Raw genomic sequence first — 14,679 nt, forward strand, 5'->3', positions numbered from 1 at the left:
CGGGTGGGCGTGGGGAGGGACACGGTCATCGGTCCTTCGGGTCGAGGAGCCACAGTCCCAGCACGACGAGGAAGGACAGGACCAGGAACCCCGCTCCCCACCAGGCCGGACCGCTATTGCCCTTCATCCACTCGTTGACGGTCACCGTGAGCGCCCACAGCTGGCCGATCACGACGGTGAGGGCCAGCGCCAGACGGGCGTTGAGCTTCGAGGACCGCTCGGGCTCGTGCTCGGTGCCGGCGCCCGGGCCGGGGCCCGTGCGCCGGATCCGCGGGTCGCCGTAACCGCTGGTGGGACGGATCTGCGGATATCGCTCCTGCACCGGCCGGTTCAGCCGGGGCTGTTCACTGCCCGGGTGGTAGTCCGGGCGCGGAGGCAGCGGGCCGTCACTCATGTCCGCCTGCTCTCGGTGGAGCGGTCCACGCCGAGACAGCCGAACCCGCGGGCCATCTCGGGGCGGGACTTCGCGAACTGCCGGCACAGGGCTTCCCTCGCCGGCTCTCCCGACCGGGCGGTCGCGACGGCCCAGACGCTGCCGTCGCTCTCCTCGGTGAGGAAGATCCTGGGCAGCGGGCGCGGCGGCGGGCCCGCGGTCACCTCGCCGGTGCGGGCGTCGAAGACGCCTTCGTGGCAGGGGCAGTACAGCTCCCCGTCGGCGCCCCGGTCCGCGCGCCACAGCACGGCGCATGCCAGGTGGGTGCAGACGGCGGAGTAGCCGACGAGGGAGTTGTCCGCCAGCCGGACCGCCAGGGCCCGGTCCTCGTCCCCGGGGAAGCGGAAGGCCACGGACTCGCCCGGCGCTAGGTGGTCGGTGACCTTCTTGGTCCGGGGCAGGGCCTCGCTGTCGCCGTGCCGGTGCAAGATGCCGGAGGCGACGCCCGCGCCGCCGATGGCGAGGCCGCCGGAGACGGTGGCCACGATCCGCAGGTAGTCGCGGCGGGTGGTGAGGGAGTCTGCGCTGATCCGGTCGCGCAACCGCTCCGCGGCGTCCTCTCCCGCGAGGTCCGGTCCCGCGACCGGCGGGGGCGGTTCGGTGAGGCTCATCGGACATCCACTCCGTTGATCTCGACGACGGGCAGGCCGCCGGGGACGGGCCACTCGACCTTGTCGGCCGGCACGACCATCGCGACGCCGGTGCTGACCACCACGTCGCCGAAGGCGAAGGAGTCGGCGACCTGGACGCCGGGGCGCTCGGCCCGGAGCTCTTCGAGGGTTCCGTAGAAGAGGGCTCCGGTCGGGCAGACGGTCGCGCACATCGGGGCCAGGCCGTAGGCGGTGCGGTCGTAGCAGAGGTTGCACTTCATCTGGAGCTTCGCCTGGAGGTCGATCTTCGGGACGCCGAAGGGGCAGGCGTTGACGCAGTTGGCGCAGCCGATGCAGCGGGAGGTGTCGGCCTGCTGGACCACTCCGTCGGCGGTCACCAGGATCGCGTCGGCGGGGCAGACCTCGGCGCAGGGGGCGACCGGGTCCTCGCAGTGCATGCAGACGGTCGGAAGGGAGGCGACGGACGTGCCGGGCTCGGTGTAGTCCAGGTGGATCATCGATTTGCCGCGGTGCGAGTCGCATTCGCGGCAGGCCGAAACGCAGGCCTGGCAGCCGATGCAGCGCCCCGGGTCGATGAAGATCGTGCGGCCCATCATGGCGGGGTCAGCTCCTCTCCGCCGTGCCACGGCCCTGCGGGGACGTGGGCGGCAGGCGGTCGGTGCGCGAGGCCTGGGCCTCCGGATAGGCCTCGTGGCCCGGGGCCATGGGCGGGGCGGGCACCTCGTCGACCTGCTCGGCGGCCTCGATGCGGGCGGCGCAGACCTTGTACTCGGGGATCTTCGAGCGGGGGTCGAGGGCGTCGATGGTCAGGGCGTTCGCGGCCGTCGGGACGGGCCAGTGGTACGGGATGAAGACGGTGTCCGGCCGGATGGCCTCGGTGACCAGTGCCGGGAAGACCTCGCTGCCGCGGCGGGTGACCACCCGGACGGGGTCGCCGTTGCGAAAACCGTGCGCGGGGTGGACCTCCACCCAGGGGCGCGGGGTCTGCTCGACGAGGGCGCCCAGGCGGCGGGTCTGGTTGCCGGAGAGGAAGTGCGCGACGGTGCGGCCGGTGGTGAGGGAGAGCGGGAACTCGTCGGTGTAGGCGTCCATGGGCGGATGCCATTCCACGACCTGTAGGTGGATCTTCCCGTCGGGGTGGCGGGTCCGGCCGTCCTCGAACAGCCTGGGCGTGCCCGGATGATCGGTGGAGGGGCAGGGCCAGGCGATCCCCCCGGTTTCCTCCAGCCGCTCGTAGGTGATGCCGTAGTAGTCGTTGACGGTGCCGGCGGAGGCGATCCGCAGCTCCTCGAACACCTCGCGGGAGCCGGGGAAATCGAAGTGCGCTCCGGCGCCGAGCCGCCGGGCCAGCTCGCAGATGACCCAGGTGTCGGTGCGCACCCCGGCGGGGGGCTCCTGGGCCTTGTTGTGTTTGACCACGCGTGCTTCGGCGTTGGCCATCACGCCCTCGTCCTCGGCCCAGGTGGTGACGGGGAAGACCACGTGGGCGTTGGCCGCGGTCTCGGAGAGGAAGAAGTCGAACTGGGCATGGAACTCGGCCGTGTCGTAGCCCTCCTTGACCACCGGATAGTTGGGGAGGGAGACGAAGGGGTTGTTGCAGATGCCGATGAGGCCGCGGATCTCCCTGCGCTGCATCTGCCAGACCATCTCCATCATGGAGGTGCCGGCGCCGGGGAGTTCGGACTCCTCGATGCCCCAGATCCGGCAGATCTGCGCCCGGTGCTCGGGGTTGCTGATGGAGCGGCCGCCGGGCAGGAGGTCGGACTTCTGGCCGTGTTCGCGGCCGCCCTGGCCGTTGCCCTGCCCGGTGATGGTGCCGTAGCCGGCGCCGGGCTTGCCGATGTTGCCGGTGGCGACGCACAGGTTGATGACCGAGAGGCAGTTCTCGACGCCCTGGGAGTGGTGTTCGATGCCGCGGGCGTGCCAGGCCATGGCCTTGCCCGCGCCGGCGAAGGCACGGGCGACCTGGACGATCTGCTCGGCCGGGACTCCGCAGGTCTCGGCGGAGCGGGCGGGCGGGTACTGGGCGACGGTCGCCTTGACCTCGTCCCAGCCGGTGGTGTGGGCGGCGAGGTAGGCCTCGTCGGTCAGGCCCTCGGCGACGACCACGTGCAGGACGGCGTTGAAGAAGGCGGAGTCGGTGCCGGGCTTGATCGCGACGTGGATGTCGGCGGTGCGGGCGATGGCCGTCTCGCGCGGGTCCACCACGATCAGGGTGGCGCCCCGGTCCCGGGCGCCCCACAGGTACTGGGTCATCACGGGGAAGCACTCCCCCACGTTCGACCCGGCGATGAGCAGGCAGTCCGTGAGGAGGATGTCGGAGAAGGGGTTGCCGGCCCGGTCGATGCCGAAGGCGAGTTTGTTGGCGCCGGCAGCGCTCACCATGCACAAGCGGCCGTTGTAGTCGACGTGCTTCGTCTTCAGGGCGACCCGGGCGAATTTGCCGACCAGGTACGTCTTCTCGGAGAACAGGCTGGCGCCTCCGAGCAGTCCGAACGCGTCGTTCCCGTACCCGCCCTGGATGCGGCGGATCTCGGAGACGGTGAAGTCCAGGGCCTCGTCCCAGGAGCACTCCCGGAACTCCTCGTCCCGGGAGCGGCGCATCAGCGGACTCGTGAGCCGGTCGGGGTGGTTGACCTGCTGGTAAGCGTTGATGCCCTTGGGGCACAGCCGCATCCGGTTGATGTCGTGGTTGCGGGGCTCCACGCCGAAGACCTTGCCCCTGTGGTCCACCCGCAGGTACATGCCGCACTGCACCCCGCAGAAACAGCAGTGGGTGGGGACGAGGGTCTCGCCGTTCTGGTCGGCGTGCCACCGGTCGGCCGGGATGCCGCCCGCGTCGCGGAAGTTGCGCGTGCCGGGCGGGGCGATCGACGGGTCGAGGGGCAGTGGGTCCGTCTTGGCGGGGTCCGTCTCGGCGGGGTCCGTCGCGGTCACTTGAAGCCCTTCTTGACGTGCGCGAGGTAGGCGTTGCCGCGCAGCACCCGCTTGCAGCGCGGGCAGTACTCGACGAAGGCGTTGAAGTCGAGCTTCAGGTCCTGCATGGTGGCGCGCAGGTTCTCCACGTACGGGGCCGTGTCGACGGGTTCGCCGCAGCGTCTGCAGGCGAAGACCTGCTCGTCCTGGCGGGCCGTGTACTTGAACAGCTGCATGCCGACGGCGGCGGGCCGCTGGACGATGTGGAAGAACTTCCCGAACGGGATGTAGATGAGGGTGAACACCACCGACACCATGTGCAGCAGTGCCAGGAACTCGTAGCCGCCGCCGTGCAGGAAGATCGACGAGAACGTCAGCAGCAGCCCGGTCACCGAGATCACGATCAGGCAGATCAGCGGCAGCAGGTCGTAGGCGAAGCGCTGTCCGGTGATGGCGCCGCGGTCCTTCATCCGCCGCCACAGGAAGTACGAGGCCCCGGGGATGACGAGCGCGGCGGCGATGTCCAGGCCGTGGAACATCAGCCAGCCCACGGTGTTCAGCGCGTTGAAGCCGAGGACCTTGAAGCCCCAGATCCGCATCTCGTACCCGGGTCCGGAGCCGCTGCCCGAGGTGAAGGTGAACCAGCCCCAGGTCAGCGGGAAGGTGATGGCCGCCGCCAGCAGGCAGCCCCAGAAGATCAGCTGGTGGGCGGCCCAGCGGGAGCGCGAGCGCGCCCCGAGGAACTTCTGGAACCCGAGGTAGGTGGCGATCATCCGCGGCAGGGCGGTGGGGGCCTTGCGGAAGTTGGCGGCGGAGAAGAAGCTGCCGAAGCCCTTCGTGAACAGGCGCCGGGCGCCGGGCGCGGAGACCCACACCGTGTACCGGTAGGCCACGCCGAAGGCCAGGAAGACGGTGGCGACGGCGTACGGCAGAAGCGCGGAGTCGAAGTCGCGCAGGAGCCGGCTGCCGAGCACGATCGCGGCGATGAGCAGGAGCGAGACGACCGTCCCGGCGAGCGTGGCCCGTGCGGTGACGGGCGGCCCGACGGGCGGGAGGGTTCCGGCCGTCGGCGGTCCGGCCGGACGCGCGGGCACGGACGGGGGCGGGGGCGGCTCCGCGGCGAGGACTTCTGGGGGCTCGGACACAGCACCACGCTAGGCGTTGTGTACAGGTTGGGCCCGTTATGTCATATCTGCGTGTGGACCAGACGGGTGAGCCTCCGTCGACTCACCCAGCACACCCAACACACCCGGCTCACGTGGGCTCACACGGCCGTCAGCCCCTGCGCCTCGAAGACCGCCTTCGCCCGCGCCAGCTGCTGCGCCGTGTGCGCGGGGGTGTCGTGCAGCGTGAACGGCATGCCGACGTCGGCCGGGCGGTGGGCGAAGTCCAGCGTCGACTCCAGCGGCCGCCCGGTCACCTTCCGGTACGTCTGCCGGTCCCAGGACTTGACGTCCAGGGCACCAGGTCCACATCACGCAGCAGCGCGTCGGTGGCCCGTGCGCCGAGGAAGCCGGAGGTGTCCAGGGCGGTGTGCAGTCGCAGCTCGCGCTCCATCCGGTGCAGCAGTTCGCCCGAGAAGGCGGGCGTGTCGGTGTTGTGGCGGTACTGGCAGGTCAGCGCGCGGCCGGAGAGGAAGGTGACGAAGCGGGTTCCGGGTCCGTCGACGCCGGTCGACAGGTCCCAGGAGTGCACCGAGCCCTCGCTGGGCCGGCGGGTCGCCACGGCGGCCGGGGTCGAAGGGCCGAACAGGACGGGCACGGCAGGCACCTCTTGAGTTGTGGTCCGTCGTTTCTCGATCTCGGTCGGTGATCCTTGGCGTGCGGTCCGGAGCCGGGTGAGGGCCGGCCCCGGACCGCATGCTCCCGGGGGCTACAGCGAGCCGTGGAAGGCCGTCACTGGCCATGTGGCCGTCGAGGACGCCCGCCAGGTTCGCGATCCGCTCCTCGGGGGTGCGGCCCAGGCCGTCGGGGGTCACGGTGCCGGTCAGCGAGATGCCGCCCTCGGCGTCCTCGGCGTCCTCGTACGGCAGCTTCGCGACCGACAGCGCGGAGGTGACGTAGCCGTGGGTGTCGCGGCCGTTCATCGGGTTGGCGCCCTCGGCGCCCCGGTACGTCGGGTGCCGGCGCAGCTTGCGCATGAGCTCCTCGACCAGCCGGACCGCGATGTCGTCGACGCGGTCGTCGTGGAGGTCCCTTCGTCCGCGGTGCGCAGGTCAGGGGTTCCGCGGCCCCGCCGGCCGCGCGCCTCGCCTGCCGACCGGCGTACGGCTGCTGTGCTGGCGGTATGACATACGTACCGATGACCTCCCGAAGCCGGGACGAGGACCACCGGGCCTCGACCCCGCTGGAGCTGTTCTTCGACCTCTGCTTCGTCGTGGCGGTGGCGCAGGCCGGCCGGCAGCTGGTCCACGCGCTGGCCGAGGGGCACGTCGGCGACGGCATCACCGGCTACCTCTTCGTGTTCTTCGGCGTGTGGTGGGCCTGGATGAACTTCACCTGGTTCGCCTCCGCCTACGACGTCGACGACGTGCCGTACCGGATCGCGACCCTCGTGCAGATCGCCGGTGTGCTCATCTACTCGGCCGGTATCCCGCGCGCCTTCAACGACAACGACTGGACCATCGCCGTCCTCGGCTACGTGGTGATGCGGCTCGCGCTCACGGTGCAGTGGTTGCGCGCCGCCGCCGGGGAGCGGGGCCCGGCCCGGCGGTGCGCGCTCACGTACGCGGCGGGGCTGTTGGTGTGCCAGGCCGGCTGGGTGGCGCTCCTCGCCGCCCCCGAGCACGCCCGCAGATGGCTGTTCCTGGTGCTGGTCATGGCGGAGCTGCTGGTCCCGGTGATCGCCGAGCGCGGCTACCAGACCCAGTGGCATCCACACCACATCGCCGAGCGGTACGGCCTGTTCACCATCATCGTGCTCGGCGAGTCCATCGCCGCCAGCACGGTCGCGGTCCAGTCGGCGATCGACGAGCACGAGGCGCTGGGCGAGCTGCTGCCGATCGCGGCGGGCGGGCTGCTGCTGGTCTTCGCGGCATGGTGGATCTACTTCGCCGTCCCCGCGCACGACCGGCTGCAGAGCAACCGCGAGGCCATCCCGTGGGGGTACGGGCACTTCGTGATCTTCGCGTCGGCCGCGGCCATCGGGGCCGGCATCGAGGTGGCGATCGAGCAGGCGGTCGGCAAGGCCCACGTCTCGACGCTGTCCGCCAACCTCTCGGTGACCGTGCCGGCGGCGCTGTTCCTGGCCTTCGTGTGGCTGCTGCACTCCCGCCACTTCAAGCACGGTGCGACCCAGCAGCTGGTGCTGCCGTTCTCCGCGCTGGCGATCCTCGCGTGCGCCTGGACCGGCGCGCACGCGGTGCTGTGGGCGGGGTTGGTCGCCGCGGCAAGCGTCGCGGTGGGCGTGACCTTGGTGCACCGGGAGCGTTCTGGTGCGTGAGGACGGCGGGCGGCGACGGCCGCGGCGGCCACGTCGAGCGCGCCGGCGACAGGGAGAAGAAACGATGAAGGTCCCGGTACAGCGGTACGCGGACACGGGCTCGGCGGTGGCGGAGTACGGGGAGCTCGCCGACCCCGCGTTCTGGCAGCAGCCCCCGGCGGCGCGGCTGGCGGCATTCGCCCGGCTGCGGGCACTGGACTCCCCGGTCTACGTGCCCGAGGGGAAGGGCCGCGGGCATTGGGCCCTGGTACGGCACGCGGACGTGCAGGAGGCGAGCCGGCTCCCCAAGGTGTTCGCCAGCGCGCCCGGGGTGACCACGCCCGAGCCCGCCCGGTGGGTGCGGGCGCTGTTCGGGGACTCGATGGTCAACCTGGACGGCTCGGACCACGCCCAGCTGCGCAAGATCGTGCAGCGGGCGTTCACGCCGCGGCTGCTGGCGGCGGCCGAGGCGGACATCCACGCGGTGGCCGCCCGGATCGTGGACGACGTACTGGCGGACGAACCCGACGAGTTCGTCTCGGCCGTGTCCTCCCGGCTGCCCCTTGAGGTCATCTGCAACATGATGGGCATCCCCGAGCGCTACCGCGCCGAGATCGCCGACCGGGTCAACCACGCTTCGGAGAACATCGGCGTCGAGCGGGGCCTGGCCTCAAGGCTGCGGATGCCCGGGCGCGGGCTGCGGGCCCTCGCCAGGATGCAGCGGATGGTCGCGGGCATCGGGCGGGAGCGGCGCAAGAACCCCACCGACGACCTGATCTCGGCGCTGGTCTGCGCGAACGTCAACGGGGCGGCGGGCGAACAGGCCCTGGGAGCCCGCCAGCTCGGCGCGTTCTTCTCGCTGCTGATGGTGGCCGGGGTGGAGACCACGCGCAATGCGATCACCCACGGGCTGACCCTGCTGACCGACCACCCCGCACAACGGGACCTGTTGCTCGGCGACTTCGAGGCGCACGCGGACGGAGCGGTGGACGAGATGATCCGCCACTCGACGCCGATCATCCAGTTCCGCCGGACGGTCGCCGCCGAGCACACCCTGGGCGGGCACCTGTTCCGACCCGGCGACAAGGTGGTGCTGTACTACGCCTCCGCCAACCGCGACGAGGCGGTCTTCCCCGACCCGGACGCCTTCGACATCACCCGCTCGCCCAATCCGCACTTGGGCTTCGGCGGTGGCGGTCCGCACTTCTGCCTGGGCGCGCACCTGGCCCGGGTGGAGATGAAGGCCCTGTTCCGCGAGCTGCTGACCCGGCCGGTCGGACTGCGCGCGGTGGGGCTGCCGGACCTGGCGGGCTCGAACTTCGACAACCGGGTCCGCTCGCTGCGCTTCGCCTTCGAGCGCCCGTAACGCGCAGGGCCGGCGACGGGAGCCGGCCCGGGGAAACCGGCCACCGGGCGGGCTGGGAGCCCGGCGGCCGGAGCGGGGGCGCCTTCCCGGGGGGCGCGCTCTCCCGGGAAGGCGCTGCTACTGGAGGCGCCGGACCGCGAGGACGCAGTGGGCGCTGCCGGTGAGCACGGCCTCGTCCCCCGCGAACTCCTGGAGGGTCTTCGGCTCGACCGGCTGGCCGGGGACGGCCTCGGGCCAGGCCCGCGTGGCGAAGAGGAAGTAGGCCTGGCCGCTCTCGTTGGCCGCGGCGACCCATTCGTCCGGGGCGGTGCAGGTCGCGTTCAGCCCCGGCAGGGTCAGCCCGACCTGGTTGTCCGCCAGCACGATCTGCACCGGGAAGGCGGCCGGGTTGCGGGTGCCGTCCATGACCACGTCACCGATGGGCAGGCCGATCTCCTCCAGCAGCCCGCGGGCGGCCCGCTCGCCGGCCTCCCGCCCCTGGGGTCCGTCGCCGAGGGTGTAGGCGAGCAGGTACGGGATGTCGTGGCCCTCGGAGGGGTCGCCGATCCAGGCGAGCACGGAAAGGGTGCCGAGCTGGGACCGGTCGATTTCGGCTTGAGTTGAAGTCATGCGCCGCACCCTAGTGCTCTCTCCCCGGAGCCTTTCACGGCCTTTCACCCGGGCGGGCTAGACCGCCCAGAATCCCTCTCCGGAATTCGTCTGCATGTTCGCGTCCCTGTACTGGAGCCGCACGATGCGCGCCTTTTCCGGGATTTCGAACACCACCCATCCCTCGGCCCGCTCACCGACCGCGAGGGAATCGAAGACGAGGGGTTTGCCGGTGGTCAGTTCGCCGGTCGGCACCACCGGGTGGCGACCGCCCGCGCTGTCGTACGCCCACATGCGCCCGAGGGCCCCGTACGAGTCCCCGCCGACGTTGACGAACGACATCGAGGCGGCCACCCAGCGCTTGCCCGCGGGCGGCGCGTAGTTCTTCTCCACGCTGACCGCGGGGTCGACGTACGCGTTGAGCACGGCCTGGAGGTGCCGGCCCACCTGGCGGCCGCGCACCCGTACGGAATCACCCACGTGGGCGTCCTTCGAGGCGGCCAGGTCCGCCCCCGGGGCCGGGTCCGGGTCTTCCCCGGCCCCCGGCACGCCGTCGTCCACCGGGACGGCCGGCGCCGCGGCGGGGGCGAGCGCGGCACCCTCTGGGGCACCGGAGCAGGCCGTGGCGCCCAGCAGCAGGAGGGGCAGGAGAGCGGCGGCGAGGACGGAAGCGGACTGACGCATGCGCGATCCCTTCGGGGACCTTCGGGGATGTGTTCCGGCCAGTCTCACGCGCCCGAGCGGGCAATTGCACACACCGACACGAGTGCGCGGAAGGAGTTGCCCGCCATCTGCCAGCAGAATGCGTTTCGGCGCTTTTGTGCCGACCCACACCCCCATGGAGGATTCATGCGAGTTTCCACCCGCCGAGTGGCCGTGACGGTGCTTTCCGCGCTGGCTGCGGCCAGCGTTTTCACCACGCCTGCCGACGCCCGCTCCCAAGGTGATGAGATTTCCGTACAAGAATTCGGTCACATCTCCGAGGATGGCCGCGTCACCCTTTTCGGGACCTATTCGTGCACGCCCTCATCACCCCGTGGAGTGCACATCCAGGTCACGCTCGCACAGGACGGGACCCAGCTGGGCTTCGGCGGGGAGGAGGCCGTCTGTGACGGCGCGGAGCACGCCTGGTCGACGAGCACCTCGCTTCGCATGACCCCCGACGTGCACCCGGGCCCGGCCACTGCACAGGCCCGCCTGCAGTCGTCGAGCCTGCACTCCGGGATGACCCTGCGGGTGTCGTACCTGGCGCAGGCGGAGCGGAACATCGTGCTGGAGGAGAAGCACCGCTGACCCGGCCCGTAGCCGGTAGCCACCGCTACCGGCAGGCGGGCGCCGCACCGGTCATCGACATGAACGCGACGGTCCGGCAGGCGGGGTCGGGGTGCGGGCGCCCGGTCACCCGGTTCACGGCCGTCGGCACCGCGACGGCCAGCAGGAGCGCGAGGAGAGCGGTCGTGGCGCCTTTGCCCGGCCGTTTGTTCAGCCGGTGCACGGCGGGATCCGTTCGGATGAGGTGGTCCTGGTGGTCCGTTCCATGGACCGCATCATCACTCCGGCCCCGGCACCCCACAACTCGGCGTGAGCACCGGGTCACCCGTACGCGCGTCCCGGCAGGTCGATCGCCCGGCCGCTCACCCCGGCCGGTCGCCCGTGCTCCGTACGCTGCCGGCGACGTCGAACTCGCACCACACGGCCTTGCCGTCGCCCCGGGACTCCACTCCCCAGTGCGTGGCCAGCGCGTCGACCAGCAGCAACCCGCGCCCGGTGGTGGCGGCCTCCCCCGGGGTGCGCCGGCGCGGCCAGACGCTGGAGCGGTCCTTCACCCACAGCCGGATCCGCCGGACCGGCTCCGGCAGCACTTCCATGGTCAGCACCGCCCCGCCGTCCGTGTGCAGCAAGGCGTTGACGAGGAGTTCGCCGGCGGCCAGTTCCACGTCGTCGGCGAGGTCCGGCATGCCCCAGTCGCGCAGGGCCTGGCGCAGGGCGTAGCGGGCCTCCGAGAGGCCCTCCGGGTCCGCCTGGTGGATGTACTGGTGGATCCGCGGAGCCCGGTGGGTGCCCGGGTCCGGGGCCCGGCGCAGCACCAGCAGCGCCACGTCGTCGCCGGAGCCCCAGCGCTCCCAGAGCCGGTCGGAGAGGTGGTCGGCGAGCGCCCCGGCCTCCTGCGGCCCGCTGCGCACGGCGTGGGCGAGGGCCTCCATGCCCTGGGTGATGGCGGTGCCGGGCTCCTCCACCAGGCCGTCGGTGCACAACACCAGCGTCTCCCCGGGGACCAGGTCGAGCCGGGTCTCCGGGAAGTCCTCCTGCTCGAACACCGAGGCCAGGCCGAGCGGCAGGCCGCCGCGCACGTTGGGCCATCCGGTGCGCCCGTCCGTGTGCCGGATCAGCGGCCCCAGGTGGCCCGCGCGGACCGCCCGCACCCCGCCGGTCTCCAGGTCCACCTGTGCGTACATGCAGGTCGCGAAGCGCTCGGTGTCCAGCTCGGCCAGGAAGCGCGAGGCCCGGGCCAGCACGGTGGACGGCGGATGACCCTCCCCCGCGTACGCGCGCAGCGCGATCCGCAGCTGCCCCATGACCGCCGCCGCGTGCGTGTCGTGGCCCTGTACGTCGCCCACGACGATGCCGACCCGGTCGCGGGGCAGTGCGATCACGTCGTACCAGTCCCCGCCGACCTCCCGCCCGCTCCACGCGGAGTGGTAGCGCACCGCGATCTCCCCGCCGCTGATCTCCGGGATCCGGCGCGGCAGCATCGAGGCCTGGAGGCTGGTGGCGAACTCCCTCTCCTGGTCGAACAGGAGCGCCCGCTGGAGGGACTGCGCCACGATGCCGGCCAGGCCCAGGCACAGGTTGCGTTCCTCCGGGCTGAACTCGGTGCGCCGCCGGTAGAACAGGACGAGCCCGCCGATGGCCTTGGCCTGCGCGATCAGCGGCAGATAGGCGGCGGCGTCGAAGCGGATCCGGTTGAGGTAGTCCGCGAGCAGCGGGAACTCGCCGGCCAGGTCGGTGAGGGAGGTGACGAACCGTGCCTTGCGGGTGAGCACCGCCTGCGAGAGCGGCAGCGAGCCGTCCAGCCGGGTGAACTGCCGCTCGCTGAGGATCTCCAGCGACTCCCCGCTCAACGCGATGATCTTGATGGCGCCGTTCTCGACCAGTCCCAGGGCGAGGCCGTCCGCGCCGAGCCGCTCCAGCGCGCCCGCACCGGTCAGCGTGGCCGTGACGTCGTCGACCGTCACCGCCCGCGACAGGGCCTCCGTCGTGCGCTGCACGATCGTGGCCTGCTGGGCCCGCGCCGACTCCAGCTTGCGCAGGATGGTGGCGTGCGCGAGCTCGGCCGTGGCGTCCCGCACGATCCCGACGATGCGCACGGCCTGCCCGTCGGCGTCCCGCAGGATCCGGCCCTGCGTGTGCGTCCACTGGTCGACGCCGTCGCGCCGCTGCACCGTGAAGTACGAGCCGTACGTCTCCGCGCCGCCGTCCAGCGCGACCGTCGTGGACTCCGCCAGCCGCACGGCGTCGTCGGCCGGAATGCGCAGCCCCAGACCCTCCGGGGTGCCGTCGAACTCCTCCCGTTCGAGGTCGAAGACCACGAGCCCGGGCTCGTCCAGCGTCAGCGTCCCGGCGGCCAGGTCCCATTCGAAGCTGCCCATGCCGTTCAACGCGAGCCGCTCCGCGGGCCCGGTCACGGGGTCCCGGCGGCCCTGCTCGGATCTGTCGCGCTCCGCCGCTGACAAGAGACACACCACCTAACGGCCGGGCCAGCACGGCTGGGAGATCAGCCGCTCCCACTCCTCGTCAGGATGCCCCGGAAGGGTGCGCCCGGCCTCCTGCCAGCGCCTGACGAGGGAGAGGTAGATCGTCGGCTGGTCCGGCGCCCCGTACCCGGGAGGGGCGTACGGCGGGGCGGTCCGGGCCGCGGTGCTCCTGGCCCCCGCGGTCCTGGCCGCCGGGGCGGGCTGCTCCGTACGGCTCGCGGGAATGTGCACCCAGCCACGGCCGCCCTGTGCTCGCTGCTCCGCACTCATCGCGGACCCCTCTCGACCTCACCGCAGAGACGTCTTCGGATGCCCGGCACCGGCCCGGTCGGGCCGTACGGTCCCGGTGGAGCCCGCCGGCCCGACCCGGGCGCCGAGGCGCTTTCGTACTCCTCTGACCAGTCTCCCCGCCGTGAACCCCGCACCGTGCACGAATCGCATGGAAGGGCCGAATGAGGGAGCCGTCAGCAGCCCCGCGAAGAACAGTCCGGGCCAGGAGGACTCGAAAGCGGCGCTCAGCTCCGGCGTGCCGCCGTCCCCGACGACGGCGAGGGCGGCACGCAGCCGCGCGTCCAGCAGGCCCAGCCGGTCGAGGTTCGGGGTGAACCCAGTGGCCGCGACGACGTGCGCGACGTCCAGTACGACGGACTCCCCGGCCGCGGTGGTCAGCCCGAGCCGCGTCCGCCCGCCCACCGGCACCGCCCGGTGCAGGCGGTGCCCCAGCAGCGCCGGGACGCTCCGCTCGAAGCGGTCCCGCAGCCACCACGCCCCGGCGGGCCCGAGCGCGGTCGCCGCGATCCGCTCCCGGGTCGGTGCGGGCAGCCGGCGCACCGCCCAGGGCAGCTCCGACCACGCCCAGCTGCGCCAGCCGGTGCCGAGGCCGCTGTGCGGATCGCGCAGGGCCCGCAGCGCCGGACGCTCCAGCGGCTGGGGCACGGTGTTCCAGTTCAGCCGGGACCGGCGGGCGACGAGGCAGGGCCTGGCCCCGTTCTCGGCCAGCAGGGCGGCGGTCTCCAGGGCCGCCTGCCCGGCCCCGATCACGGCGACCTCCCGGCCGGCGAACCGAGCCAGGTCGCGGTGGCCGCTGCTGTGCGAGCAGTGCCCGGGGGGCAGGTCCCGCAGCGCCTCCGGTAGGTGGACGAACGGCATCACCCCGACGGCGAGCGCGACCGTCCGGGCGAGCAGCGGCGGCCCCTCGGCGGTCCGCACCAGGAAGCCATCGCCCTGGGGGGTGACCTCGGTGACCGTCACTTCCTCCACCTCGGGCACGGCCTGCCGCGCGAACCACATCCCGTACGAGCTGAACGTGCCGATCGGGAGCGGGCTGCCGTGCTCGGCCACCAGCCCGCGGGTGGCGCAGTACGCGGCGAGCGTGTGCCGGCCGGCCGGCGCGGACAGGTTGGAGGACCACGGCTCCGACTTCAGGTACATGCCCTCGGGCATGTGGTCCCGCCAGGAGGCCATGGGCCGACCGAGCACCCGCACGCCGAGTCCGGCCGCCGCCGCGTGCGCGGCGATCGACAGCCCGTACGGCCCGGCGCCGACCACGACAAGATCGTCCATCCGCGTCACTGCTGTCCCTCCAGTCTC

General features: G+C 72.3%; 16 protein-coding genes and 1 pseudogene. 3 read left to right on the forward strand and 14 right to left on the reverse strand.

The window, feature by feature from the left end; all coding sequences use genetic code 11:
- Positions 1 to 25: 25 nt before the first annotated feature.
- From OG974_RS18640 to OG974_RS18675, 8 genes and pseudogenes are all read right to left on the reverse strand, one after another.
- Positions 26 to 394 (reverse strand): hypothetical protein, encoded by a 369-nt coding sequence (locus tag OG974_RS18640; RefSeq protein ID WP_328763010.1) that lies wholly within the window; start codon positions 392 to 394, stop codon positions 26 to 28.
- On the reverse strand, positions 391 to 1,044 hold the full coding sequence (locus tag OG974_RS18645; protein ID WP_327283825.1) for a Rieske (2Fe-2S) protein: 654 nt from the start codon (positions 1,042 to 1,044) through the stop codon (positions 391 to 393). The genes OG974_RS18640 and OG974_RS18645 overlap by 4 nt, the downstream gene beginning before the upstream one ends.
- The gene (locus OG974_RS18650; protein WP_327283826.1) at positions 1,041 to 1,640 is read right to left on the reverse strand and encodes a 4Fe-4S dicluster domain-containing protein; all 600 of its coding nucleotides are present in this window, start codon (positions 1,638 to 1,640) and stop codon (positions 1,041 to 1,043) included. The genes OG974_RS18645 and OG974_RS18650 overlap by 4 nt, the downstream gene beginning before the upstream one ends.
- Before the next feature lie 7 nt (positions 1,641 to 1,647).
- Positions 1,648 to 3,981 carry a molybdopterin oxidoreductase family protein gene (locus tag OG974_RS18655; protein WP_327283827.1) on the reverse strand — a complete coding sequence of 778 codons (2,334 nt, stop codon included), beginning with the start codon at positions 3,979 to 3,981 and terminating at the stop codon, positions 1,648 to 1,650.
- The gene (locus OG974_RS18660) at positions 3,978 to 5,105 is read right to left on the reverse strand and encodes an MFS transporter (protein WP_327283828.1); all 1,128 of its coding nucleotides are present in this window, start codon (positions 5,103 to 5,105) and stop codon (positions 3,978 to 3,980) included. Before OG974_RS18660 ends, OG974_RS18655 begins: the two co-directional genes overlap by 4 nt.
- Before the next feature lie 119 nt (positions 5,106 to 5,224).
- Positions 5,225 to 5,380: a hypothetical protein gene (locus OG974_RS18665; protein ID WP_371643800.1), complete on the reverse strand. Its 156-nt coding sequence runs from the start codon at positions 5,378 to 5,380 to the stop codon at positions 5,225 to 5,227.
- Positions 5,377 to 5,721 (reverse strand): hypothetical protein, encoded by a 345-nt coding sequence (locus tag OG974_RS18670; RefSeq protein ID WP_371643802.1) that lies wholly within the window; start codon positions 5,719 to 5,721, stop codon positions 5,377 to 5,379. The genes OG974_RS18665 and OG974_RS18670 overlap by 4 nt, the downstream gene beginning before the upstream one ends.
- 130 nt (positions 5,722 to 5,851) lie before the next feature.
- Positions 5,852 to 6,148: pseudogene (locus OG974_RS18675) on the reverse strand (glycine radical domain-containing protein); the annotation flags it as partial.
- A gap of 98 nt (positions 6,149 to 6,246) precedes the next feature.
- On the opposite strand from OG974_RS18675, the gene OG974_RS18680 reads away from it, so the two are divergent.
- A complete protein-coding gene (locus OG974_RS18680) occupies positions 6,247 to 7,401 on the forward strand; it encodes a low temperature requirement protein A (protein ID WP_329313728.1) in 1,155 nt (384 codons plus the stop codon).
- A 64-nt stretch (positions 7,402 to 7,465) separates the two neighbouring features.
- Positions 7,466 to 8,746: a cytochrome P450 gene (locus OG974_RS18685; protein ID WP_329313730.1), complete on the forward strand. Its 1,281-nt coding sequence runs from the start codon at positions 7,466 to 7,468 to the stop codon at positions 8,744 to 8,746.
- A gap of 117 nt (positions 8,747 to 8,863) precedes the next feature.
- Here OG974_RS18685 and OG974_RS18690 read toward each other — a convergent pair whose 3' ends face one another.
- Positions 8,864 to 9,355, reverse strand: coding sequence for a DUF5949 family protein (locus tag OG974_RS18690; protein ID WP_327283833.1), 492 nt, complete (start codon positions 9,353 to 9,355; stop codon positions 8,864 to 8,866).
- Positions 9,356 to 9,412: 57 nt separating this feature from the next.
- Complete coding sequence (locus OG974_RS18695) at positions 9,413 to 10,018, reverse strand: hypothetical protein (RefSeq protein WP_327283834.1); 606 nt, start codon at positions 10,016 to 10,018, stop codon at positions 9,413 to 9,415.
- A gap of 165 nt (positions 10,019 to 10,183) precedes the next feature.
- Here OG974_RS18695 and OG974_RS18700 point away from each other — a divergent pair, with 165 nt between their 5' ends.
- Entirely contained in the window at positions 10,184 to 10,627 is a 444-nt protein-coding gene (locus OG974_RS18700) for a DUF6299 family protein (RefSeq protein ID WP_327283835.1), read from the forward strand.
- 25 nt (positions 10,628 to 10,652) lie between these two features.
- Here the strand turns inward: OG974_RS18700 and OG974_RS18705 are convergent, their stop codons facing one another.
- The 4 genes from OG974_RS18705 to OG974_RS18720 all read right to left on the reverse strand — a co-directional run bounded on the left by OG974_RS18705 (position 10,653) and on the right by OG974_RS18720 (position 14,652).
- Positions 10,653 to 10,829 (reverse strand): hypothetical protein, encoded by a 177-nt coding sequence (locus OG974_RS18705; RefSeq protein WP_327283836.1) that lies wholly within the window; start codon positions 10,827 to 10,829, stop codon positions 10,653 to 10,655.
- Positions 10,830 to 10,968: 139 nt separating this feature from the next.
- Positions 10,969 to 12,984 carry a SpoIIE family protein phosphatase gene (locus tag OG974_RS18710; RefSeq protein WP_371646855.1) on the reverse strand — a complete coding sequence of 672 codons (2,016 nt, stop codon included), beginning with the start codon at positions 12,982 to 12,984 and terminating at the stop codon, positions 10,969 to 10,971.
- Positions 12,985 to 13,080: 96 nt separating this feature from the next.
- A complete protein-coding gene (locus tag OG974_RS18715; RefSeq protein ID WP_328763014.1) occupies positions 13,081 to 13,359 on the reverse strand; it encodes a hypothetical protein in 279 nt (92 codons plus the stop codon).
- 18 nt (positions 13,360 to 13,377) lie between these two features.
- Positions 13,378 to 14,652, reverse strand: a complete 1,275-nt coding sequence (locus OG974_RS18720; protein WP_328763015.1) for an NAD(P)-binding domain-containing protein — start codon at positions 14,650 to 14,652, stop codon at positions 13,378 to 13,380.
- Positions 14,653 to 14,679 lie beyond the last annotated feature (27 nt).

Origin of the sequence: Streptomyces sp. NBC_00597, from assembly GCF_041431095.1 — a bacterium.
Taxonomy (GTDB): Bacteria; Actinomycetota; Actinomycetes; order Streptomycetales; family Streptomycetaceae; genus Streptomyces.